Source organism: Gemmatimonas sp., from assembly GCF_031426495.1.
Lineage (GTDB): Bacteria > Gemmatimonadota > Gemmatimonadetes > Gemmatimonadales > Gemmatimonadaceae > Gemmatimonas.
The window spans coordinates 97,425-120,940 of the sequence record NZ_JANPLK010000083.1; the positions used below are offsets into that span (position 1 = coordinate 97,425).

A 23,516-nucleotide genomic window follows, 5' to 3' on the forward strand; every position below is an offset into this window, starting at 1 on the left:
CTCTCCTCTCACTCAGTATCGCCGGCGTCGCATGGCCCGTGAACAGCGTGCACGCGCAAGCCGCCACGGTCACCTTCGACGCACTCACCGAAAGCTCGCCGGGCGCGGGCATTCGGTTCGTTCCGAACTGCTATGTGGAAAGCGGATTCCAGTTCACCGTTGTTGGCGTGCCCTGCACTGGAACGACCGCGACGGATGCGTTCGTTGCCGGCAGTGCAAACAGTCCGATTTTTGATGGTTCGACGACGCCGTCGTTCCTGCTCAACACGAGCTTGGGATCGCTCATCGACGTCACACGTGTGGGCGGCGGTCAGTTCTCCTTTCTGTCGATCGCACTCGCACCGTACTTCGAAGCGAATACGACGGTGACGTTCACGGGAACGCGGGCCGGGGGAAACGTCATGCAATCGTTCGACCTGCTCGGCATGCAGACGGGCTTCCTGACGGTCATGTTGAATTCCACGTTCAACAACCTCACGAGCCTTCGTCTGACCGCGAGCAATCAATTTGCCGAGCCACTCGTGAAGTTCGATAACGTCGCGCTCGTAGGCACGCAGGTCGTGCCGGAGCCCTCGACCGTTTTGCTTTCTGCGGCTGGGCTGGCGGGTATTGCATTGCTTCGACTCCGCCGGAGGACACGCGCATGAACTTCGAAGAGACATTGGGTCGGCGAAACTTTCTGCGCAGTGCAGGCCTCTCGGGAGCTGCACTGGCGCTCGCGGGCTGCTCCCTCGACGGAGCGGAGCTGTTTGCACCGAAGTTGGAGCCGTCCCGTGCCGTGGTTGGGGCCGACGGCAGCATCACGCTCGACTTCTCCAACGATATCGACGTGCTCAACTACGCGTACGCGCTCGAGCAGCTCGAGGCCGCCTTCTATGTCAGTGTGGTGACCAACGCACAGTTCTCAACGATCTTCGCGGCGAATGAACAACGTGTGCTTCGGGATGTGCGCGATCATGAGGTCGTTCACAAGGACTTCCTGGCGGCCGCGCTCGGCAGCGCACGCATCCCCAACCTCACACCGAACTTCAGCGGGATCAATTTTGCGAATCGATTAAGCGTCTTGCAAACGGCCCGTACGTTCGAAGATCTCGGGGTGAGCGCGTACAACGGTGCGGCCCGCTATCTGTCGAGCACCGCGTACCTCGGTGTTGCCGGGAAGATCGTGTCAGTCGAAGCGCGCCACGCATCGGCTATTCGTGACCTGTTGAATCCCCGAAGCGGCGACTTCGCACCCACTGCCTTCGACGCGGCGAACACGCCGCAAACCGTTCTTGCCGCCGCCGATCCGTTCATCGTCGAGAGCATCACTGCCACGAACACCTAGGAGCGACGACATATGTCCAAGCAGTCAGACGCAGTGTCAGCGCTCACCGTCATTGATGCGGACGTGGCGGCTCATCTCGTATCGCGCCGCCATGCCATTACAAAGGGGGTCACGACCTCCGGGCTCGTCATGGCCGGGCTTCGCATCGGCACCGTACCCGCCGCGCTGGCGGCACTCGCTACCGATGCGTACGGGCAGGGCCGACTTCCCACGGTGGTCAGCGGCGTACTCAACTTCGCACTCCGACTCGAGTATCTCGAAGCCGAGTTCTACAACCTCGGCGTGGCCGCGTCGAATCTCATACCGGCGGCCGATCGACAGATCTTTACCACGATCCAAGCGCACGAGAATGCGCATGTGCAGTATCTGCGTGACACGTTAGGCACCGCGGCGCGACCGAAGCCGGTGTTCGACTTTACCGCCGGCAACGGCGCGGGCAACGGACCCTTTGCCGACGTGTTCACCAACTACAACACATTCAAAGCGGTCGCGCAGGCCTTCGAGGATACCGGCGTTCGCGCCTACAAGGGACAGGCGCCTGCACTTCAGCCATACAAGGACGTGCTGCAAGCAGCGCTCACGATCCATTCGGTTGAAGCACGGCACGCGGCAGAGATTCGCCGACTTCGGGGCAACTTCGCCGACAACGAGCCGAACGAAGGGTGGATCACCAACGCGGATACCGATATCCCCGGTACCGCCGCCGTGTACGCCGGCGAGGCGAACACCACGCAGCTCGGTCTCAATGTCACAACGGTCACCAGTGTGTCCGCCAAAGAAGTGACGGAGGCATTCGACGAACCGCTGACGATGGCCGCCGTGCTGGCCATCATCGATCCGTTCATCGTGTAAGCACAACGTGCAGCGCGCGCTCTGCTCAGGCGCGCTGCACAGGCATCCCCTGTCGTGTCCTTTCTTCCAAGAGTGAGTCACATGTTCAATAGTCCACCAACTCGCGCCCTTGTCGTGGTTACGCTGGCCGGCGCCGTTGGCCTCGCCGGATGTGCCCGCAACGACCTCGCCCGCAACGACTCGATGACCGCCGCCGGCACGCTCTCCGACTCGGGCGAGATGTCGCTCCCGCGTACCCGCACCACGGCCGCCAACACCGAGATGCAGAGCGTGCTCGATCAACTCGGCAGCATGGGCGGCAAGCCCATCGAGTCTCTCACGCCGACTGAGGCGCGCCGGCAACCGACACCGGCAGCCGCGGTGGCCATGGTCATGGCAAAGGCCGGCAAGGACACCATGCCGATGGCGATGGTGCCGGGCGTGGCGAGCATCGATCGTACGATTCCCGGCCCCGCCGGTGCCATGCCCGCGCGCATCTACACACCCACGGGCCCCGGACCGTTCGCGGTGGTGGTGTACTATCACGGTGGCGGTTGGGTGATCGCCGACAAGAATGTGTATGACGGGGGCGCGCGCAGCATCTCGAAGGAAGCGAACGCGGTCGTGGTGTCGGTGGATTACCGCCTCGCGCCCGAGCACAAATTCCCCGCGCAGCATGACGACGCACTGGCGGCGTACGCGTGGGTGGTGAAGAACGCGGCGAGCATCAAGGGTGACCCAAACCGGATCGCCATTGCCGGCGAAAGCGCCGGTGGCAATCTCGCGGTGGCCACGGCCATTGCGGCGCGCGACGCCAAGATGCCGATGCCCAAGGCCGTGATCGCGGTCTATCCCATCGCGCAGCCGGATACCACCACCGCGTCGTACGTGGAGCACGCCAACGCCAAACCGCTCAATCGCGCCATGATGGGCTGGTTCGCTCGGCATGTATCCCGTACGCCGGCCGACCTGCACGACCCGCGCATTCATCTCACGAACGCCAACCTGGCGGGGCTGCCTCCCGTCACGATCATCAACGCACAGATCGACCCGTTGCTCGAGGACGGCGCGATGCTGGAACAGGCACTCAAGGCCGCCAACGTGCCGGTGGAGCGTCGGATCTACGACGGTGTCGCCCACGAGTTCTTCGGCATGGGAGCCGTGATCTCCAAGGCGATGGACGCTACGCAGTACGCCGGGGCACGGTTGAAGGCAGCCTTCGGGAATTGATCACGCGAACGGTACGGCGTGCTCAGCCCGCCGTACCGTCCGGCCATTCCACCCACGTGAATTACCGTCTACAATAGGGAGTTCCCGCCACCCCTACTGAGGACGGTATGACCCGTTACGTCGTTCGCCCGCTTCTAACGCTGGCACTGCTCGCTGCGCTGCCGGCGCTCTCGTCGGCTCATGCGCAGGACGCCCCGCCGCCTCGCCGCGGTGTCGTGATCACCGACACCGCCCGCGCCCGTGCCCTCTTCGTGAGCAAGGACCCCGCCGATCTGGCCGGTTGTGGCGCCAACTGTGACCGCGACATCAAAGCGCGCATGGCTACCGACAGCGCATACGAAGCACGGGCCAAGGGCGTCGTGGACTTCAAGAAGGTCACGTACAAGAGCCGCGCCGATGGCCTCGAGATTCCGGCCTACGTGTTTGCGCCGCTCACCAAGAATCCCGCCGGTCATGCGGCGCTGGTGTGGGTGCACGGCGGCGTGCACTCCAATTGGGGACTCGGCATGTGGCCGTTCGTGCGCGAGGCCGTGCAGAAGGGCTACGTCGTGATCACGCCCAACTACCGCGGCAGCACCGGCTACGGCAACGACTTCCATCGCAAGATCGATTACGGCGGCATGGAAGTGGACGACGTGTACTCGTCGATCGACTACCTCAAGACGCAGCCGTTCGTCGACATGGACCGACTCGGCATGATGGGTTGGAGCCACGGCGGCTTCATCACCTCGCTCAACCTCACGCGTGAGGGGCAGCCCTTCCGCGCCGGTGCGGCGATGGTGCCAGTCACGAATCTCATCTTCCGCTTGTCCGATCACGGCCCCAGCTACCAGCGCGACTACGCGGCCGAAGAAGGGATCAAGGGGCTGCCGTTCGAGAACGTGCCGGAGTATATCCGTCGCTCGCCGGTGTTTCACCTCGAGAAGCTGAACGTGCCACTGCTCGCGCACGTGGCTACCAACGACTGCGACGTGTACTTTCGCGAGAACCAGCAGTTCATCTACACGCTGCGCGCGCTCAAGCCTGATCTGGCCGAAACGAAGATTTACGTGAACCCGCCCCAGGGTGGTGGTGGCTGCGGCCACACCTTCAATCGTCGCGTGAATGCGTCGAGTACGCAGAGCGACGACACGCCCGAGCAGATCGATTCGTGGAACCGCGTGTGGACGTTCTTCGAGTGGAACCTGCGTCCGAAGAGCGTATTGCGCGTAGACAATCAGGAGTGGATGCGCGATCCGCGCCTGGCGAGCCCGCGTGGTCCGGTGCCGCCGCAGTAGGCAGCGTGATTGGTGCTGCCGTCGGAGCGTTCCGGCGGCAGCCACGCTGGCGGTAGCCACGCTGGCGGCAGCGACGGTTACGACACCCGGATCACGACCCCTCTGGTGCGGAGCGTCCGCAGGATGCCGTACCAGAGCGCAACGAACGCCAGCGCCCAGGCCAGTGACGCCACGCGCGAGTCCACGCCGACGGACTCCAATACGCGCGTGACCGCCATGCCAGTGCCGACGCGATGGCCATCGAGCTTCCATTTGATGCTCGACCGAAGAATGGTCGCCACCAATTCACTGCCCACGTACGCAATCATGGGATTGAGCCCGAAGGCGAGCGCAGGCCTGAGCCACCGCGCCTGCTCACGCCCGTGCACGAGTGCGGTGATACCGGCCAACAACACGCCCGCGATGCCCGCAGTGAGCAGCACGTAGGAGCCAGTCCACAGCGGCTTGTTGATGGGCAGCACCACGCCCCACACGAGGCCCACCACGATCAGGCCAACACTCACGCCAGCCAGCCCGCGCGCACGCGCCGACAAGGGCCGCGTGGACGTCAGCCAGCGACCAACGAGGACGCCGATCAGTACCGTTGCGGTGGCCGAAAGTGTGGAGAGCACTCCTTCCGGCTCATATGGCACCGCGCGATCCCAGAGATGCCAGCCGAGGCCGAATCGCGTCCAATCGAAAGCGGCGCGATCCACCCACGCCGATAAGGTGCGACCCGGCTCGTCGAGGAGCTGCGCGCCAATCGCCCCTTCGCCCGGGACGGGCACGAGCGTGAGCGCGGCCCAGTAGCTCAGCAGAATCCCCACAATGATCAGCAGCACCGTGCGCGACGACGCCCGCCGACTCAGCAGCGCGGCCAGCCCGTAGGCCACCGCAATGCGCTGCAGCACGCCCATCACGCGCAGGTCGGCGGCGCGTGCCACGATGTGACCCAGGACGGGAGACAACCAATCCGGTCCGGCCACACGCGACTTTTCGAAGAAGGGCCAGGCATTGAGCAGCAGACCCATGCCGAACAACAGCACCACGCGGCGCAGCGTCGTTCTGCCAGGGTTCGCGTCTCGCGTCGTGACGCCTTGCGTCGTAGCGCGTGGCATCGAGGTGAGATGCGTCGTGATGCCCACCACGAACAGAAAAAATGGAAACACCAAATCGGTGAACGTGCAGCCATGCCACGCGCTGTGTCGCAACGGCGAGAACACCGCCATCGGATCACCGGCATTGTTGACCAACAGCATTGCCGCGACGGTGATGCCACGGAACACATCGATGGCGACGACCCGGTCAGCCGCCACGGTGGCTCGCGCGCCACGACGAGAACCAGGACTCGAACTGCGCACCGACCGTCGCGTTGTCGAAGCGTTCACGCACAAACGACATACCGGCCGCGCCCATGTTCGTGCGCAATGTGCCATCGGCCGAGAGCTCACCGATCGCGCGGCCCCACGCGTCGATATCACCCGGGGCCACCAAACGTCCGGAACGTCCCACGTCCATCGTTTCCGGAATACCGCCGATGTCACTTCCCAGCACGGGGATACCGCACGCCTGCGCCTCGATCAGCACGCGGCCGAACGACTCGCGTTTAGTCGACGGCAGCGCGAGGAGATCGAGCGCGGAATAGTACGGGTGCACGTCATCCGCCCACGGGTGCCGCACGTGGCGCTCCGGCGCGTCAGCGGAGCGGATGATGTCGTCCAGCTCGTGTTCGCAGAGGCCGCTGCCAAGCCACAGCGCATGCACGCGCGAATCTCGCGCCATCGCCTGATTGAGCGCATGCGCGAAGGGAATCACGCCCTTATTCCGTTCCAATCGACCGATGAAGCCAACCACGATCGCATCGTACGGCAAGCCAAGCGTGGTCCGCACGGTGGCGCGTGACGCGACGTTGGGATGAAATGCGCCCGTATCGACGGAGTTGTACAGCACGTGACTGCGCGAGGGCGCCACCCCGCGGTCGGTAATCCACGCCCGCAGATCGTGCGACGGCACAATGAAGTCCCAGCGAAGCCTCGTCAGGATGAGCCGATTGACACGCTTGAGCCCCGCGTGATGCAGGAAGAACGCCGCCGGCACACCGCACTGCGTGGCCACCACACCCGTACCCCAGTAGTCGCGCTCGAAGGTGGCGAACACCGCGTCGGCGCCACGCTGCGTGATCGCGCGACGTACGGTGCGCATGGCACTCGCGCGATACGTGCTGGTGAACGCCGCGTCGTGGAGGGTGATTCGCGGGTCGGCCTGCAGCGTACCCCACAGTGCGCTCCCTGCTTGCGCGACGACGCTGATCTGATGGCCGGCGTCCGCGAGCGCACTGGTCAAACTCACCAGATGCGCGGCGGCACCACCCACGTCGGGCAGTGTCGCCACAAACACGAGTCGCAACGCGTCGCGCATCGAATCTACGGTGCGCTCTTCGAGAACGAGCCTTCCGCTCCAGCGAGCGCGACCGAGCCGTTTTTCGCGCGGGTACTCGACCGCACGCGGGCGAACAGCGAGTCCACGCGCATCGGCGAAATCGCCGCGCTCCACGCGAAGATCGCCGGCGTCTTCCCACGCTTCGGCGTGGCCACCCGCGCCCCACTGTACCAGATCGTCACACTATCAGGCGACGTGACCGCAAACGTCGAGCGGTACACGGCCGCCGAGAACGGCGCGAACTCACCGGGGGCGAGCACGGATGACGGATACGTGGTCCACGTGAACCCATCGCGGCTCGTGGCCAGGAACAGGCTGCTCGTCATGCATCCACGGCCGCTCTTGTACGCGGCCGTGAGCGCCCAATACTCGCCACGTGATTCGATGTACTGCACATCGAGATGCCACGGCACGTAGCCGGGCTGTCCCAAGCCACTCGCCTTTCGCGATGACCACGTGATGCCGTCGGCGGATCGGCGCACCGTGACGCGCGACGCCTTGGCCGAGCAGCCCGACGTTCCCGCGTCCACCTGATACATGCGCCAGTCGCCATCGGCCGTGCGTACCACGCTCGGCGACACCACGTACCGACCGGAATCCGCCGCGACTTTCGTCGGCACCGACCAACGCCTGCCGTCGTCGCTCGTCATCAACCAGACGTTGTCGGCCACGTGCGTCGTCTTGCCGTTGGCGCCGCGTGCATGCTCCACTTCGCGATAGTACATCCACAGGGCACCCGTGCGCGGCTCGAACACCAGGTCCGGGTCGGACAAGTAGCCACGCGTGGTGCGCGCGAGGGGATTCGTCACGCTGAGCGGCACATCCCACGACTCGCCGTCATGGCTCGCGAATACCGACGGATTCTCCAGTAACGTCGAGCTGCGCGCGTACGGCGTGAGCGTGCTCCACAGCTGATAGCCGTTCCAGGTCTCCGGGAAGCGCACGACGTCGGGGTGTACCACCTCGCCCGATCCGTCGTAGGTCTGAAAGGCGAGCGCCTGCGGCCCCGCAGGGCCCAGCGCGGCCGGAGAGGCAAGCGCCAACGCGCTCGACGGCGTGGCCAGTGCACTCACGGTGGGGGAGGCAACGGGCTCGTTGAGCGTGGGCGCGTCACACGCCGCGAATTCGCCGATCACGAGGAGGGCGACGAGCGGCAACGAGAAGGACGAACGGACAACGACTTTCAAAGCGACGCCGGTGACAAAGAGTGGCGAAACAGCAGCGTAGATGGACCTTAGCCAATTCTGTGTCGCGGACCTAGCCCTCCGCATGAGCACGGCACGCTAAGATTCTGTGATAATCGGTGCGTGCCGGTGGTGAAACGGCGAAACATCGGGCTCGGCGGCTGCGTACCGAGCTGTTCAAGACTTCTGATACCGCCTTCGTCCGTCTGAACAATGCCCTTCCGTTCCGAACAGTATCAAACGATGCACCGCTGGTCCCCGGTGATGATGCGGATGGCGGCGGTCTCGGCCGCGATCTTCGGCCTTGCCGTGATCGGTCTGGTGGTCGACGATCGTCTGATCACCGGCGCGCCGGCATGGCTCAAACCGGCCAAGTTCGGGGCGTCGGGGGCGATCTATCTGGTCACGATGTCGTTCATGATGCGCGACCTGTCACCGACGCCCACTGTCCGCGTTGCGAAGTCGCTCATCGCCTGGATTCTGGCGCTCGAAACCGCCGTGATCGCCGTACAAGCCGCGCGCGGTACCACGAGTCATTTCAACATCGATACGCCGCTCGATGCAGCGATCTTCAGTTCCATGGGCTTGGGCATCGCCACGGTGTGGATCATGTCGGCGGTGCTGCTCTGGAAGCATCTGCGTACACCGGCCGCCGACCGCACCATGGCGATGGCACTTCGCCTTGGCCTCGCCCTCAACATTGCCGGCGCCGGCGTGGGCTGGACGATGACGCAGCCTCGGCCAGCACAACTCGCCGCCATGCAGCGCGGCGAACGACCGTTTCGGGTGGGCTCCCACACCGTTGGCGCACCCGATGGCGGAGCCGGCCTAGCACTCACGCAGTGGAGCCGCGAGCACGGCGATCTGCGGATTCCCCACTTCGTCGGCATGCACGCCTGGCAGTTGCTACCGTTGCTCCTGCTCGGCCTTCGGCGTGTGCGCACGGCCAGCCATGATGGCACCGAGCGCGCAACCATACTCGTGGCGTCGACGGCCTGCGCCGCCGTGTTCATCGCGGCGTTGGTTCAGGCGCTCGCTGGCCACCCACTGATTCCCCCGTCCACGAGCTGACCATGTCCGATGCGCAACTGTTTCAGTATGCCAATACCACCGCGCTCCTGAGTTGGATCGTGCTGGCCGTACAGCCCAAACGCACCGCAGCGACGCTGCGCTTCGTCGTGCCGCTCGCGATGGCGGTGCTGTACATCTGGGCCTTGTCCACCGCGCCGGCCAATCCCGATGGCGGGTTCGGATCACTGGCGCAGGTCAAGGCGCTCTTCACGCAAGACCGCGTGATCCTTGCCGGGTGGGTGCACTATCTGGCCTTCGATTTCTTCATCGGGTGCTGGATGGTGATGGACGCGGCCGAGCGCGGCATCAAGCATCTGCTGGTGATCCCGTGCATGCTGCTGACGTTCATGTTCGGGCCGGTGGGGCTGATGCTGTACGTCGGCTTGCGAACGGCCATCAGTGGGCGCGCTGTGAAGACCGCGTAGGCCTGCGCTACGCCGCGCTTCCCGCCCACGGCTTGATCCGTTTGAGTTCGGCGGCAATCGCCTTGGCGGCGACCGCGGTGTCATGCGCTGCCTGTGCCCGCAGCCAATAGCCGTTCGAGAGTCTGAAGAAGCGACAGAGACGAAGATCCGTATCGGCCGTGATAGCACGCCGCCCGGCCACGATCTCGCCGATACGCTGCGCCGGCACGCCAATCTCCTTGGCGACACGATACTTCGTGATTCCGAGCGGGAGCAGGAACTCCTCCCACAGGAGCTCGCCCGGCGTGACCGGCTTGAGTTTACGCGGCATGACCTGTCTCTCAGTGAGCGTCTCGTTTTGGGTCTCTTCTGCCCCCCGGTGCAATAGTAACGTCTGCCGTTACTAACGCCAAACGAGACTATCCTTAGCTGGGAGCGAAGCAGCAGCGGATTCGTAGCGGACGCAAGCAATTGATGACACACGTCCGGGCAATCGGGTGAACCGTGTGTAATGCCAGCCGCCCTGCTCTACTCCAGATATTTCGACGAGCAGGTTCTGAGAAAGCGTCCGTATCTACAGAAGTCGTGGTGCGAAGACGTCGTCCGTTCACCAGTTCGATGGGAGCGACAACCTGACGGTCGTTATAGATTTTGGGGACAGGTCGCCGATCTTGGCAGTCGGTATCTCCGGGTTGTGCTCCTTGATGATGGTCGGACTGTCCATAACGCCTTTCCCGATCGCGGATTCGTACCATGAAGCTCAATTATTTCCCTGAAACGGACTCGCTCTACATCGACCTCATTGACCGGGCGAGCGTAGAAAGTCGCGAGGTATCCGCTGGGGTGGTGCTCGACTACGACGCGGAAGGGCGCATCGTCGGCATCGACATCGACCACGCCAGTCAGACCGTCGATCTGCTTCGACTTGAGCTGCAAGCTCCACACATGGCCGTCGAGCGCACGGTCGCGTAGCAGCGAGCTCGCGGCCAACGTGGGCGAACAATGCTGCACGATTGTGCGTAGGGACGAATCGTTCCCGTGAGCCGGAACATCCTGGTGGTGCTGGGGTGATGCCCTCAAGAGGGAGCCCATGCTCCCGTCACGGTGACGTCATCGCGGTTCCGACCGGCTGTCAGATCCCAATACCAGCATTCGGTATTCCCCAATCAGGAGACGTACTGTGAAGCAATTGCTGCTCGTGGTCCTCGCGTCGATTACCATGGCCTGTGTATCCACCAACGCCACGCTGCTCAATCCCACGCCGTCCGGACGCGCGCCCATCGCGGAGAATCAGGTCCGCATTTTCCGTACGGCGGCGCAAGTAATGGGTAAGTACGAAGAAGTCGCCCTGCTCAACTCGACCGGTGAATCCAACTGGACGAACGAGCAGAAGATGATGGAGTCGATGCGCAAGAAAGCCGCGAGCCTCGGCGCCAACGGGGTCATTCTCGACGACATCAAGGAGGCCGGCGCCGGGGCCAAGGTCGCCGCTGCGGTGTTGGGCACGGGCACGCAACGAAAGGGTCGCGCCATCGCGATCTTCGTGTTCCCGGACTCGGCCGCGAAGGCCCCGTAGTAGACAGCTGTTTTCTATACATGAAGGCGGGATATGCATAGAAAGGGCTGCGTTTCTATGCATATCGTGCGCTGGGCGCATCACGACATCATCGTCGCCCTGCTCAAAGACATGGGGTTGCGACGCCCGCTGCCGGGCATGGGCGCGCCCCCGTCTCTCGCGCCCCGTAGCAAATTGACAGTATCGCATATATGCGATAAATCTTTGCGGTTCTCCGATGCCCCAGTATGCCATTCGGCTGTATCGGGAGCGGGACGGGCGAATCCCCTTCCACGACTGGATCGTGTCGCTCGCTCGGCAGAGAAGGACATACGTGACGACGGCCGATCGCCGGTCCTATCACCAACAGATCGCTTCCAGATATGCCTTTGCGAAAACAGCCAGCACCGCGGAACGACGGCACGTCCGCGATCGATGAGCTTTTTGGCGAAACGCCCGGTTGGTCCGGCGCGATGGGCGCCGCAGAGGTAGCCGTCGGCGTCGCACAAGCCATCTACGACCTCCGCGAACGACACGGGCTCACCCAGAAAGCATTGGCGGCGCGCATTGGTACGACCCAGTCCGTCATCGCCCGCCTCGAGGACGCTGACTACGAGGGTCACTCCCTGCGCATGATTGCGCGAATCGCCGCGGCTGTCGGCGAACGCGTCACCATCGCATTCAGCGGAGAGACCGAGCGCACGGTCGCCTAGGACTCAGTGGCTAGCACATGACGCAAAACGGCCCGCGAGATCACATCGATCAAGCGGGCCGTTCAACTAACAACTCCAAACTTCAACGCAAAACTCCAAACTCACCAGCGATCCACCGGCTTAATACCGAGGCCTCGTCTTCCGAGGTACCTTCCCACAATTCGCCGGCCAGTTCGCCGGCCATGTGCCCGGTGACCGATCGCGCTTGATGAACTCCGGGTCTTCACTCGCCAGGTACACCATCAGCGCGGCCAGCGTCGCGTTGTGCTTCACATCGTCGAACACGATTTTGTCGTACGTGTCGCGGTTGGTGTGCCACGTGTACGTGCCGTAGTTCCAGCCTACCGCACCCATGCCGAAGCTCGGGGTGCCGAAGCAAGCGAACACGGCGCCGTCGGTGCCGCCCGGGTTGCCGGTGGGCACGTCATTAAAGCTCCACGACACCACGTTCGCGCTCATGCTGTCGGTGAAGAAACCCGGCAGCTGCGTGTACCACTGCTTCAAGTGACGGCCGATGTCGGTGAGCCCCGAGCTCGACAGCGACTGCACACGTCCCGTGCCGTTGTCCTGATTGAAGAGCCCCTGCAGCCCCTTCATCACTTCCGGATGGTCTTCCGTGAACGCGGTGGAGCCGTTGAGGCCCTGCTCTTCGCTGGCCCAGTGACCCACCATGATCGTGCGCTTCGGATTCGGATACGCCTTCTTCAAGATGCGCATCGCTTCCATCGCCATCAGCGTGCCCGTGCCGTTGTCGGTGGCGCCGCTGGAGCCGTCCCACGAATCGAAGTGCGCCGACAGCATCACGTATTCATCGGGCTTCTCGCTGCCCTTGATCATCGCGATCGTGTTGAACGCCGGCTGTTCGCCGAGCAGTGCGGCATCGAGGTCGAGCGTCACCATCGGCTTCTGATTGTTCTCGGCCAGACGATACACGAGTGAATAATCTTCACACGTGAGCCCCACCGCCGGCGCCGTCGTGTTGTACGTCTCGAACACTTCGATCACGCCCCACCCGCCGGCGCCGCCCGCGCCACCGCCGCCGAAGCCACCACGGCCTGCTGCCGCCGCGGCGAGGCTCGACGCCGGTCCACCACCACGATCACTCGCGCCTGCCGGACGCTGACCGCCAGGGCCACCAGGTCCGCCAGGGCCACGACCACCGCCCGCGTTCTGCGCGGCGAACGGATTCGCGAAGCCCGAGAGCTTGTTGCGTGACGTGATCATGCCCACCACGCCCGCCTTCTCGAGACGCATGCCGAGGGTGCCCGTGCCGAGCCCCATGCCATAGCCCGTGCCGCGATAGAGCTTCGTGCTGTCGGGGCGGCCATTGGCGCCCGTCATCACGGCCCAATCTTGTTGTGTCTGCGCGACCAGCGTGTCCATGCGCGCCTTCGACTCCGGCGTCGCGAAGCGCACCCAATCTTCACTGGGGCGACAGGTCGGATACGCCGGCGACAGCAGCACGATCTTGCCACGCGCCTTCGGCAACCACGCCACGAACTCCGTGCTGTCTTTGAACTTGGGGAGGACGATCGCCTCGGCCTTCACCGGCTTGCCCTTCGTGCCCGGGCTCCAGGCCAGCATCGTGCCTTCCAACGAGCGCGTGCGCGGTGCCACGAGATCGATGTGCGACACGCCACGCCGCCATCCACGCCAGGTGCCGTAGTTCTCACGCTTGGCGTCGATGCCCCACGACTTGTACTGCGCGATGGCCCAGTCGCTGGCAGCTAGCATCCCTGGACTTCCCGTAAGGCGCGGACCGATGGAATCCAACAGCGCCTGACCGAGGGCTTCCACGCGGGAGGAGTCCATGCCGATCTGCCAGATGCGCTTGATCGCGGGGTCGTCGGTGGGGAAGGTGGTGGGGCGCTGGGCCTGCGCTGGTGTGCTTGCGGCTAGGCCGACGGCGGTGGCGACGGCGGCGAGGGCCGCCGAGCGCCGGATGGTGGAGGACATGGGTGGGGACGAGTGGGTCGTGGTGGGAGCGGGGATGCCGCAGAATGCAGCCGACGATGGGGGAACGCGAGTGGCGGGGCAACTGGCGCGGCTTTCGTGCTTTCGGTATATTTTCGGTATCTATTGCCATAGTCGATGTTGCCCGCTCCCGTCTGTCGGCGAGTGCGACCGACGACCATCTTCTCTGCCATGACTGCAACCACCCTCACCTCCGGCGTGGCACACGACGAACTCGTGGCCACCGTGGCGCTGCTGCAGTCGTCGACGCTCGTGAAGACGCATCTGGGTGCACTCATCGAGAACGTCGGATCGGCGGTGGAATTGCTGCGGGACAGCTTCGCCCAAACAGCGGCGGCCGCCGGTCAGCCTGAGCTGTTTGAGCCCATTCCCGAGGCCGTCCAATCGGCGGCGGCCAACGAAGTGGCATCGTGGAGCGAGTACGCGTATCACGCGTCCACGGTGCTCGACTGCTCGTATCCGGACATGCTGCGCACGATCTTCAATCGCCCGCCGCTGCTCTTCACCGAAGGCGACGCGTCGGTGTTGAATACCGTCGGCGTCGCGATCGTCGGCACGCGAAAGGCGAGCACGCTCGGCATTCGCCGTGCGACAAAACTTGCACGCGAACTGGGCGAGCGAAAGCTGACGATCGTTTCAGGGCTTGCCGCCGGCATCGACTCGGCGGCGCATCGTGCCGCACTTGACGTCGGCGCGCGAACGATCGCGGTGGTGGGCACGGGCTTGACCAAGGTGTATCCGAAAGAGAACACCTTGCTCGCGCGCGAGATTGTCGCAAAGGGTGGGGCGCTCGTGTCGCAGTTCCTGCCGCGCACCGCGCCGCACAGCGGGAACTTTCCAATGCGAAACATCACCATGTCCGGATTAAGCGTCATCACGGTGGTGGTGGAAGCGTCGAACACGTCAGGCGCTCGCATGCAGGCGCGTGTCGCGCTCGAGCACGGACGCTCGGTCTTCCTACTGCAGTCGCTCGTGGAGCAGCACACCTGGGCGCGAGAGATGGTAGACGTTGGTGTTCGAGGGATGCGCGCGCGGGTGCTCCGCGATGTGGAAGAACTTACGCGTAATCTCAACCCGAGCTTCGCACCTCGCGCGTTCGCGATCGCCTGAGGCATGGCGCACGAACCGCCGTACGAAGCGATCGAGGATGCACTCGCGGTCGTGAATCGCGAAGCCCGAGGTGTGCTGTCGCAACTTCGTGACGACGTCTGTGCGTACTGCTTCGGACCGAAGGGGCCAGGTTTTCCGCATTGCTTCAGTTGCAATAAGCTGATCCAATCCGGCGCGCCGAAAACTTTACTCGGACGTGTTGTTCCGGTCTCAATGGCAATAAGTCCGGGACCGTGGTACAACCGCATGTCACGCTACAAGCTGGCTGACACCGACGATATGTATCTCGTGGCCGCCGCAGCGTATGCCGCCCTCGAGGCGTATCGGTCCGAGCTTGTGAGTATGCTAGGGGGAGTGATCGACGCAATCTGCGTGACGCCGTCGACGCGCGGTGTCGCGGATGGCAAATCGCTGCGTCTACTGAACAGCATGGAGCTGATCAGTGACGCCACGCGACCCGTGGTGCCACTGATGCATCACGTCGACGGCCAGCCGAAGATCCGCAACACATTTACGCCGCAGCTGTTCGATGGTGATCGTTCGCGCATTGAAGGCCGTCGCATCATCCTTGTCGACGACACGTGGGTGACGGGAGCCGCAACGATCAGCGCGGCGGCGGCGCTGCAACGGCTCGGGGCAGCGTCTCTCGTGATCATGCCGATTGCCCGACGTCTCGAAACGGCGAGCATCTTGAGCGTTGCCTGGGGGCCGGGATACCTGAATACAGTCGAAGCGTGCGGCTGGAACGCAGTGGGTCTGCAATGGCCGCGAGGATAGTGAACGGGTCGTAACAGCGATAGCCGCCGGCTAGATATCCGCCTGTCGTACGCTATTCCGGATGCGCGCAAACGCCTGCGGCCCAGGCACGCCCTGGCCTTCGTCCACCTGCGCGAGGCCGACCGCGACCGCTTGCCGGATCGCCTCCAACTTGACCAAGCGTTCTTCGTCGCGCTCACGCATGCAACGCAACGCCTCGCGGACCACCTCGCTCGCCGTACTGTAGAGGCCTTCCTTGACCTTGCCTTCAACGAGCCTCTCCAGTTCGGGGGTCAGCGACACATTCATGGCGGCTCCTTTTCGGGTGATTCTTGATCCTACTTCTGATAGCAGGATATGTCAAATATGAGCGGTTTTGGCTATTTATCGACGCAATCGCTCCGTTTTCTAGCCTTCGGGGATGTCAACATGGAGGCAAGGGTAGCGGCCTTCGTGAATTGCGCCGAACCCACGCACTTGCGGAACGGAGCCTGCATTTGCATCCCTATAAGGATTCGTTAATGCTGTATTCGTAGCACTATACTGCATCACGTGTTGAGGGAGACGATGCCTGCACGCGCCGACACCCAGTGGCTTCAACTCCGCCAGACCGAAGCGCAACTCGCTCGCTTCCGCAAAGTGGCGCTGGAACGACCGCCCGCCAGTGGATGGATCGCCGCCGTGCGCCAGGCGATCGGGATGAGCGTGGCACAGTTAGCCGACCGGCTCCACATCAGTCGAACCTCCGTCGCCAAGATGGAGCAGCGCGAGGCCGACGGTGGGATCACCCTCGACGCCTTACGCCGTGCCGCCGACGCGCTGGATTGCGACGTCGTGTACGCAATCGTGCCGAGAGCGGGCTCGCTCGAGCGCGCGGTGAAGGCGCGGGCCGACCTGATTGCGGGCACGCTGGTGAGCCGCGCGGGGCACTCCATGTCGCTCGAAGCGCAGACCGTCGGACGCGAAGTAACGACCGCACAGCAGCAGGTGATCGCGCGGCGGTTGCTGGCAGAATGGCCGCGCGATCTGTGGGATGCCTGGTGGGATCGGCGTACGGGAGACGGCGGCGTGTGATGGCGTTCAATGCGCAGGCCGATCACGCAGCCCGGTGAGGTCGTAGCGGGCGACTAGCCGACTGGATTGTCAGACCGATTCTCCATCGTGCGGCACACCCGATCAGCACCGGTATTTACAGCTATCCGCTCGAAGCGGCCACCGAGATCGCCGTGCGCACGGTGCGTGAGTTCGTTGCTTAAGCGGGATCGCCGGCGACGGTGCACTTCGCCTGCTTCAGCGAGGAGGCGCTGCGGGCGTACACGGGGCTCGGGGTTGCAGAGGCGGCCTGATCGAAGCGCCGCCTTGCCGGTAATCTGGTATCGCGGCCGCGCTACAATCGCTCGATCGCCAGCACCGGATGCAACTCGAAGCCATTCCGGGCTCGCCCACGCTGGTTGTGAATGAAGTCCCAAAATCCTACGCCGGTGAACGTCGCTCGCCCACGCTTTGGCACCCGGCGCAGCGCATCGCGCGCGGCCTGAAAGCGCGCCGCGAGCGTGGGATCCGTCGTGCACGCAGGGTCGGGGATCTCCACGATCATGCTACTGCTGTCCACCGGATCACGCAGCACGATGTGCCAGTCGCGATCGTCTTCGGTCGTCATGATCTGCCAGACGATCGCGGTCACTCGATACAGCCGGAGCTCGTGCGGTGCGAGACGGCGATCGCTGGGATAGGGCACCTCGGGAATGTCGAGCGATCCCAGCGCGCGCACGGTGGTGGGTACCACGTCGGTAAGAGACACCGAGCCCCGATCGCGATCGGCGAGCGTCTTCACGGGCCAGCGGTCGACGCCGCACGCGGGTTGGGCTGCGAGCGGCGCAGGACCACCCCCTGCGATTAGCAAGGCGAAGCCGACGTACACGCGGGCGACGATGGCGCGGATCACGTGCCGCATGCCCGCTTGTACGCCGCGCGGTATCCCTTCGCGCGCGCGTCTCTCTCGGTCATCCACCGCCCTCGCTTACCTATTCCGTACCACTTGGAGCCCGGACAATGGTACACACCGCTCCGAGAGTTTACCCACACGCGGGGCGATCGGCGCGGTTGCTGATTGTACGTCACATCGACGTCAACGTGGACCTGCGCAGAATCCCGCGTGGTCGGCGCAGCTCGCACCGCAGCGGCCATCAGTACCATCAGAATGAATGTTCTCATCTTTTCGAAAGCTATGCTGTGGGGCGCGCCAGCCGACGATACGCCGCGAGAACAGGTCGATCTGGATCAACGCGAAGCCGAATCACGACGCCGTTGAATGAGCCATCTCGTCCAGAGACGGATCACAAGCGAGACGGTGCGAGGCACGACAGTCCGCCATCGGCTCGGCGCCGCACCTGTCTTGAAGTGCCCGTCGAGTTGACGGCGTTCGCTACGTGCGCGTTCGGCACGCGGACGGGCCGTGTCCACGCGCTGCGCATGGCGTGATTCCCAATCAGCCCAGATCCGCGCAAGGGTGTCGTCGTTTGGAAGCCCCGTGACCTGTGCCTCTGTCGGCAAGGGGATACCAGCCCGAAAGGCCAGCACGATCAGACTCAGATCGCGTAGCCGACGGACACGTGGCTGCAGTGGTTCTCCCCTCATGGCGCGGTTCGGCTCGATGTCGTCGAGCATACGCGCTTCCTCGGCAGTCGGCGTCATCGTTCGCGCACGTAGAAGTGCCGCCGGAGACGTCCGGTCGCGCGTGAGAACTGCGGCGCGTCCACACCGGGCATCGCCACCACTTGCACGCTGTAGCGACATCCCAACGACTTCGACCGCGCCATCTGCGGCTCGAGCTGGAGCAGGACGCTCTCGAACACCAGCTCAGTGCCGTTCAGCTCGTACCGATTGGCGTCGAGAATCTTGACGTCGGCCACCGGTGCCTCCGACTCGCCCTTTTCGCTGCACGGCGGAATCAGATTGGATCGTTTTGCCAAGCGTGCCTCGATGCTGTTGAGCTGTTGCAGCCGTGCCTCGAGGCTGTCGAGCTTCTTTCGCAAGCTATCGTTTTCTGCAACGACGTCGACGGTGTGAACCTCGAGCGCATTCTTCTCCTGCAGATAGCCGGCGCCGACAGCAACGAAGAACGCCGCGAGGGCAAACCCAAGCTCGGCCTCGGTGAATCCCATCACCGTGAACCGGCGCCCCATCAGCGCACCGCCAGCGACTTGACGCGGGATTCGAGTACGCGATGGAAGTCAGTCAGCACGCCGTCGATCTGCTGGAGCTCCTTCCGGAGTGCTTCTGCCGTCGCCGCGCCACCGCTCTGGAGATGACCGGCCGCGGTGCGGGCCCCTTTCGACAGATCATCGACCGCGCTGTGCGCAGAACGGGCGCGCTCACTCAGCGTCACGAGTTCGGTCGCGGCCAACCGTGCATTCCCCGCCACCATGTCATCGACGCGTTGGATTCCTGCCCACAGGGCCTCGAGGCGCGTGGTGGGATCCGGGATGCGGTCGATCGTCCCGAGCACCTCGGCGGTGAGATTCACGAAGGATTCGGCCGACTGCCCAATGTTCCGGAGCCCACGACTGTATTCAGTTTCCAGTTTTTCGTGCATCGTGGCGAGCGTACCATGTGCACGGTCCAGCTCGCGCTGCCATTCCTCGCGCTGCCCCTGCAGCTCGGCACCGAGTTCACGTTGTGTCCGTGCGGCCACCGCGATTGACTCGGACAGCGAGTGGTCAATCTTCGTGCGATGTTCAACGATGCGTTCGAGGATCTGCGTGACGTGCGCGCCGACCAGATCATTCTGTCCGGCGAGCGACGATGACAGGGCGCTTGCTGCGCCGGAGAGATTGTCCGACTGCTCTCCAACCACATTGCCGAAACGTTCCACCGCCGTTTCGATGGCCGCGGACGCCGTCGTCACCGTTCGCTTCAACTGCGCCAATGCTTCATTCGTCAACAGGAGCGCATCATCCGCCTGTCGAATGGTCTGGCTGATCGCTGTTCCGTCAAACTGTTGCGCGAGCTGGCTGGTGCTCGCCACGAGTTCCTTTTGGGCCGCGAGCAGCGTCAGCATTTCTCCGCGCATGCGCTCGTCCGTCGCAGTGCTGACGGCACCCATGGCCAGAACCCGGACCTGACGCGCCGTCAGCCCCACGATCGTGAGCAGAAAGCCCGCCGCAAGGTCGTGCACGAACGGCAACACATTCAGCACCTGCGGCCCGGTCGTGCTACCGGCATCGGCACCAATCGGCGCGAGCTTCCACAAGCCGGCGGCCAACAGCACGAGCGTGAGCAGAAACCCTAGGAAGTAGCTGGCGTCGGCCACCTCCTCATCATGTCCATCGCGCCAGGACAGCACCATATGCGCCAGAATCGCGGCAATGCCGCTGCCAACCGCTTGGATATGATTGTTGGCCATGGTCGCAAACCAGACCAGCAGGCCACCGATCACGAGGGCCGCGAGAAATTGCCATGCTTTGCGTTTCATGCCTTTGTGGGAAATGAGGGGGTCATTGTTTGTCCTTGGCTGGCGCGGCGGAACAGCCGGACAGCCGCTTCCAATGGTGCTCGAGCACGCCGGGCAGATACCGCGTGGCGAATTCGACGTGCACACCAGGCAACGCCGCAGCTCCCGTCCGCCGGATCTCTTCGCGGTTGAAGTCGAAGTACGCGACCACGGCCAAACCGCATTTCAATGCAGCGCTGCGCGACGTGGACGCGGGCTGTCCGACGGCAAGGGCCAGTACCTTCACGGCGAGATCGTCCGGGCTCGCTTCGTTCAGCGTGCCTGTTTTCGCCAGCACGACCACCTGTGGCCCGAGGACGCGTTCGAGCACCGAGTTCAACGGCGCCGCCGTGCCGCGCGCGCCAACCTCGGCGAGCGCGCCGCGTACGCGGCGCATCGCGCTGGCGACGGAATCCCGCACAAGCGGAGTGCCTTTGGGAGGTCCTGCCTGTAGAAACGAGAGCGAGACCTCACGATCGGTTGCGATGCGTGCGTACGACTGCGCGACGCCGAGCAGTGTCCAGCGATTTTCCCATCCCCCGAAGGCGTAGCGCGCCAGCCAATCCACCGGCGTTGCGGTACCGCTGGCCGACAGGAGCCACGGACGCGATTCGTATGGCACCAGCGAGGGATCAGCGACAGCGGACACGATACCGCCCGCGCTTCGACTGTCGACATCCCAAAATGGGACGGTGCGCCCAGTAGTTCGCCCGGCATACGCGTCCACATCGAACGCCAGTGCAAGACCGTCCGCGATATCCGAACGCTCCAGCACCGCGTGCGGAACAGACGCTCCGTCTCGCGATGGGGTATACCCGTTGCGACGCAGCGATCGCATCAAGAGCTCGGCCGCATATCGATTACTTGAGCACCGCAGGAACGCATCGAAATCAATGCGCGCCCCACAACCATTGGCGTCGTTCCGAAACGGCTGCGACAGCGGTGCGCCATCCACGGCGGTGACCACCGGTCCGCCGTAGTCCACCACGAGATCACCAAGCGTCGGATTGCGCGCCAGAATTGCAGCGGCCACGATCGGCTTCACCACGGAGCCCACGAGGCGCGGCTCGAATGAAATCAGCGGGTCACCCGGAGCCGTGCGCCAAGGCTCCACCACGGCACGCACCCGACCGGTGGCGAGATCCACGACCACGACCGCCATCGCGTCGAGGAGTTTCCCTCGCTCCGCGAAGTAGCCGCCGGCGACCTGCTCGAGCTCCGCCGAAAGACTGGCGTCGAGACTGAGCCTGAGCGCGCTGCCTCCGTCGGGCCATCGGGCGGACCGCCCCGCGCGGCTGAAGAAGCCAATGGTCGATTGCGACTGTTCCACGAGCTGACGCCGGCCGTTGACCCACTGTTCGGCCGCCAGATACCCGCCGGCGACGCCCGACAACAGGAAGGGACCGGTGGAGCGAAGATCGCCGAGTGCCCCTTGCGACACACGGAGACCGCGCGCCGTCGTCGAGCGTCCATTGAGCCACATCCGGCGCCCTCGGTATGTGTCGAGGTACATCGAGGATTCCACGAGCGCCTTGTCGACCGCAAGGTCGTAGAATCGCTCCACGCCGGATCCGAGCACGGCACCGCAGTACAACAGCGCCCGCGTCGGCCCGGCCCTTACTTCACAGACATGCCCGTTCACCGTGGCCCGGCTACCGCTGCTGTTCGGCAACAGCGGGATGCTCCCTGTCTGACCAACCAACGCCACTCCGGCACTCGCATCCGCGGTAATCACCTCCCGCCATTCGCGTTCGGCCACCGGCGAGCGCACGATCAACCCCGCCGCATTCGCCTGGTCAGCCAAGCGGAGCCCACCGCCGGACGCGCGGACGGAGCGCAGGATATTGCCCGGGTCTGCCGGCTGATCGCGCCGCCGTTCGGTCGAGCCAAGCGCCTGCCGTACGGCTGCGTCGTTGAAACGGGCAATCTGATCACGGAGAAACCCACCGACCGCCAGCGACGGCTCCGCCAGCGTATCGCCCACCACGGCGATCGTGTCCACCCACACCGAGTCCAATCCCAACCGCGAGATTCGCAGCGGTACGATTCGCGCGATACTGTCCGGCCCGAGCCCCTCCAGCGTGCGTTCCAGCTCTTCGATCGTGTTCCGGTAGGTGAGATCGCTGCGCAAGCTGGCATTACGCGCAACGACGGCGGTCTTCAGCATGGTGAAGAGCACCAGACCGATCGTCACGATGATGAGTCCCACGTCCAGCCGATACCACTCGTCCCGCACTTTCGCCCAGCGTGCCGCCATCCGTACTTTGCTCATACGGTACCCTCGGCGGTGTGGATGGCCCCGGTCACGAGCATGCCGATCACGCCCGCGCAGATCGCCACGTCACTCCACGCATTGAGCCCCAGGAATGGCATGTTCTGCCCGGTAATCGGCAAGGCGCCGACATTCGAGAGCGCCACGTACACCGCCGGTACGACGACGATGAGGACGGCCACGAGAAAGAGCGCGCGCGTGGCGCGCATCGTCGGGCCGTCGTTCGTGGATGACAGCGTGACGAGTCTCCCCACGGCGTACGTCAGCATCAGGTACGCGAGGAGCAACAGAATACCGCCCAGTGCTCCGTGCTCAGCGAGGACGTACACGGAGTAGCTGTTCTCGGCGTACGACACCGCCTCCGCCACCCCGCGTTCCCCCACCACCGCACGCCCAAGTCCGGCACCGGTGAAGCCCGCGCTCGCGTACGCGGCGGCCCCCCAGATCTGCTCGATGGAAGGCACGAGCAGGTCACGCGGCTGTCCGGGTGTGGCGGACATCAGCAGCTCCTCGGCCAACGCCTGATCGCTGGTGGCGATGCCGCGAGCCGCCGCGCGCGCAAAGGGTTCGCTCAGAAAGGCGGGAAGCGGTACCCCGAGTAAGCGCCCCATCTGGTCGAACGCGGCCGCCTTGGCCTCATGCGTCTCGGCACGGCGAATGTCATTCACCGCGGGGAAGAGCACTTTGGTGGAGATCACGACCAACACAAGGCCACCGAAGAAGAGCGGTGGGAGCCACGTGCGTTTATACCGCGAGACTGCCCGTCCGGCCGCGAGGTAGGAGGAGACGCCAATGGGCACGAGCATCACGAGAAACAGCCCCATGTCGAGCACTGCCAGCGGAAGCAGCATGACCATGAGAGCGATGGGCGGCAGAACACCAACGAGCAACCGACCAGTCGC

At 64.2% G+C, this 23,516-nt stretch carries 24 protein-coding genes; 13 read left to right on the top strand and 11 right to left on the bottom strand.

Annotated elements, in window-relative coordinates:
• Positions 1-38: 38 nt before the first annotated feature.
• The 5 genes from RMP10_RS21935 (at position 39) to RMP10_RS21955 (ending at position 4,665) form a co-directional block, all read left to right on the top strand.
• Entirely contained in the window at positions 39-647 is a 609-nt protein-coding gene (locus RMP10_RS21935) for a PEP-CTERM sorting domain-containing protein (RefSeq protein WP_309671927.1), read from the top strand.
• Entirely contained in the window at positions 644-1,327 is a 684-nt protein-coding gene (locus RMP10_RS21940; RefSeq protein ID WP_309671929.1) for a ferritin-like domain-containing protein, read from the top strand. Before RMP10_RS21935 ends, RMP10_RS21940 begins: the two co-directional genes overlap by 4 nt.
• A gap of 12 nt (positions 1,328-1,339) precedes the next feature.
• The gene (locus RMP10_RS21945; protein ID WP_309671930.1) at positions 1,340-2,179 is read left to right on the top strand and encodes a ferritin-like domain-containing protein; all 840 of its coding nucleotides are present in this window, start codon (positions 1,340-1,342) and stop codon (positions 2,177-2,179) included.
• An 81-nt stretch (positions 2,180-2,260) separates the two neighbouring features.
• Entirely contained in the window at positions 2,261-3,388 is a 1,128-nt protein-coding gene (locus tag RMP10_RS21950) for an alpha/beta hydrolase (RefSeq protein WP_310572207.1), read from the top strand.
• Between the two features lie 107 nt (positions 3,389-3,495).
• Entirely contained in the window at positions 3,496-4,665 is a 1,170-nt protein-coding gene (locus tag RMP10_RS21955) for an alpha/beta fold hydrolase (RefSeq protein ID WP_310572208.1), read from the top strand.
• A 77-nt stretch (positions 4,666-4,742) separates the two neighbouring features.
• Here the strand turns inward: RMP10_RS21955 and RMP10_RS21960 are convergent, their stop codons facing one another.
• Genes RMP10_RS21960 through RMP10_RS21970 form a run of 3 tightly spaced genes read right to left on the bottom strand, consistent with a single transcriptional unit; the run spans position 4,743 to position 8,270 of the window.
• Positions 4,743-5,960 (bottom strand): heparan-alpha-glucosaminide N-acetyltransferase domain-containing protein, encoded by a 1,218-nt coding sequence (locus tag RMP10_RS21960; RefSeq protein WP_310572209.1) that lies wholly within the window; start codon positions 5,958-5,960, stop codon positions 4,743-4,745.
• On the bottom strand, positions 5,950-7,062 hold the full coding sequence (locus RMP10_RS21965) for a glycosyltransferase family 4 protein (RefSeq protein ID WP_310572210.1): 1,113 nt from the start codon (positions 7,060-7,062) through the stop codon (positions 5,950-5,952). Before RMP10_RS21965 ends, RMP10_RS21960 begins: the two co-directional genes overlap by 11 nt.
• A gap of 5 nt (positions 7,063-7,067) precedes the next feature.
• Entirely contained in the window at positions 7,068-8,270 is a 1,203-nt protein-coding gene (locus tag RMP10_RS21970; RefSeq protein WP_310572211.1) for a sialidase family protein, read from the bottom strand.
• A gap of 240 nt (positions 8,271-8,510) precedes the next feature.
• Here RMP10_RS21970 and RMP10_RS21975 point away from each other — a divergent pair, with 240 nt between their 5' ends.
• A complete protein-coding gene (locus tag RMP10_RS21975; RefSeq protein WP_310572212.1) occupies positions 8,511-9,338 on the top strand; it encodes a hypothetical protein in 828 nt (275 codons plus the stop codon).
• 2 nt (positions 9,339-9,340) lie between these two features.
• The gene (locus tag RMP10_RS21980) at positions 9,341-9,763 is read left to right on the top strand and encodes an ABA4-like family protein (RefSeq protein ID WP_310572213.1); all 423 of its coding nucleotides are present in this window, start codon (positions 9,341-9,343) and stop codon (positions 9,761-9,763) included.
• Between the two features lie 7 nt (positions 9,764-9,770).
• Here RMP10_RS21980 and RMP10_RS21985 read toward each other — a convergent pair whose 3' ends face one another.
• Positions 9,771-10,073: a HigA family addiction module antitoxin gene (locus tag RMP10_RS21985; RefSeq protein WP_310572214.1), complete on the bottom strand. Its 303-nt coding sequence runs from the start codon at positions 10,071-10,073 to the stop codon at positions 9,771-9,773.
• Between the two features lie 422 nt (positions 10,074-10,495).
• On the opposite strand from RMP10_RS21985, the gene RMP10_RS21990 reads away from it, so the two are divergent.
• The 3 genes from RMP10_RS21990 (at position 10,496) to RMP10_RS22000 (ending at position 12,010) form a co-directional block, all read left to right on the top strand.
• Positions 10,496-10,714 carry a DUF2283 domain-containing protein gene (locus RMP10_RS21990; protein ID WP_310572215.1) on the top strand — a complete coding sequence of 73 codons (219 nt, stop codon included), beginning with the start codon at positions 10,496-10,498 and terminating at the stop codon, positions 10,712-10,714.
• Between the two features lie 208 nt (positions 10,715-10,922).
• Entirely contained in the window at positions 10,923-11,318 is a 396-nt protein-coding gene (locus RMP10_RS21995; protein WP_310572216.1) for a hypothetical protein, read from the top strand.
• A gap of 362 nt (positions 11,319-11,680) precedes the next feature.
• The gene (locus RMP10_RS22000) at positions 11,681-12,010 is read left to right on the top strand and encodes a helix-turn-helix domain-containing protein (RefSeq protein ID WP_310572217.1); all 330 of its coding nucleotides are present in this window, start codon (positions 11,681-11,683) and stop codon (positions 12,008-12,010) included.
• A gap of 120 nt (positions 12,011-12,130) precedes the next feature.
• Here the strand turns inward: RMP10_RS22000 and RMP10_RS22005 are convergent, their stop codons facing one another.
• A complete protein-coding gene (locus tag RMP10_RS22005) occupies positions 12,131-13,966 on the bottom strand; it encodes a M20/M25/M40 family metallo-hydrolase (protein ID WP_310572218.1) in 1,836 nt (611 codons plus the stop codon).
• Between the two features lie 189 nt (positions 13,967-14,155).
• Between RMP10_RS22005 and RMP10_RS22010 the strand changes: the two genes are divergently transcribed.
• A complete protein-coding gene (locus tag RMP10_RS22010; RefSeq protein WP_310572219.1) occupies positions 14,156-15,094 on the top strand; it encodes a DNA-processing protein DprA in 939 nt (312 codons plus the stop codon).
• Between the two features lie 246 nt (positions 15,095-15,340).
• Positions 15,341-15,871: a hypothetical protein gene (locus RMP10_RS22015; protein ID WP_310572220.1), complete on the top strand. Its 531-nt coding sequence runs from the start codon at positions 15,341-15,343 to the stop codon at positions 15,869-15,871.
• A 30-nt stretch (positions 15,872-15,901) separates the two neighbouring features.
• Here RMP10_RS22015 and RMP10_RS22020 read toward each other — a convergent pair whose 3' ends face one another.
• A complete protein-coding gene (locus RMP10_RS22020) occupies positions 15,902-16,159 on the bottom strand; it encodes a type II toxin-antitoxin system ParD family antitoxin (RefSeq protein WP_310572221.1) in 258 nt (85 codons plus the stop codon).
• A 258-nt stretch (positions 16,160-16,417) separates the two neighbouring features.
• On the opposite strand from RMP10_RS22020, the gene RMP10_RS22025 reads away from it, so the two are divergent.
• Positions 16,418-16,924, top strand: a complete 507-nt coding sequence (locus RMP10_RS22025; RefSeq protein WP_310572222.1) for a mobile mystery protein A — start codon at positions 16,418-16,420, stop codon at positions 16,922-16,924.
• A gap of 313 nt (positions 16,925-17,237) precedes the next feature.
• Here the strand turns inward: RMP10_RS22025 and RMP10_RS22030 are convergent, their stop codons facing one another.
• From RMP10_RS22030 to RMP10_RS22050, 5 genes are all read right to left on the bottom strand, one after another.
• Positions 17,238-17,804 (bottom strand): hypothetical protein, encoded by a 567-nt coding sequence (locus tag RMP10_RS22030; RefSeq protein ID WP_310572223.1) that lies wholly within the window; start codon positions 17,802-17,804, stop codon positions 17,238-17,240.
• Positions 17,805-18,540: 736 nt separating this feature from the next.
• A complete protein-coding gene (locus tag RMP10_RS22035; RefSeq protein WP_310572224.1) occupies positions 18,541-19,035 on the bottom strand; it encodes a hypothetical protein in 495 nt (164 codons plus the stop codon).
• Entirely contained in the window at positions 19,035-20,324 is a 1,290-nt protein-coding gene (locus tag RMP10_RS22040) for a hypothetical protein (protein ID WP_310572225.1), read from the bottom strand. Before RMP10_RS22040 ends, RMP10_RS22035 begins: the two co-directional genes overlap by 1 nt.
• Before the next feature lie 22 nt (positions 20,325-20,346).
• Positions 20,347-22,614 (bottom strand): hypothetical protein, encoded by a 2,268-nt coding sequence (locus tag RMP10_RS22045; RefSeq protein ID WP_310572226.1) that lies wholly within the window; start codon positions 22,612-22,614, stop codon positions 20,347-20,349.
• A partial coding sequence (locus RMP10_RS22050; RefSeq protein ID WP_310572227.1) for a hypothetical protein occupies positions 22,611-23,516 on the bottom strand: 906 nt, incomplete at its 5' end. The genes RMP10_RS22050 and RMP10_RS22045, both read right to left, overlap by 4 nt.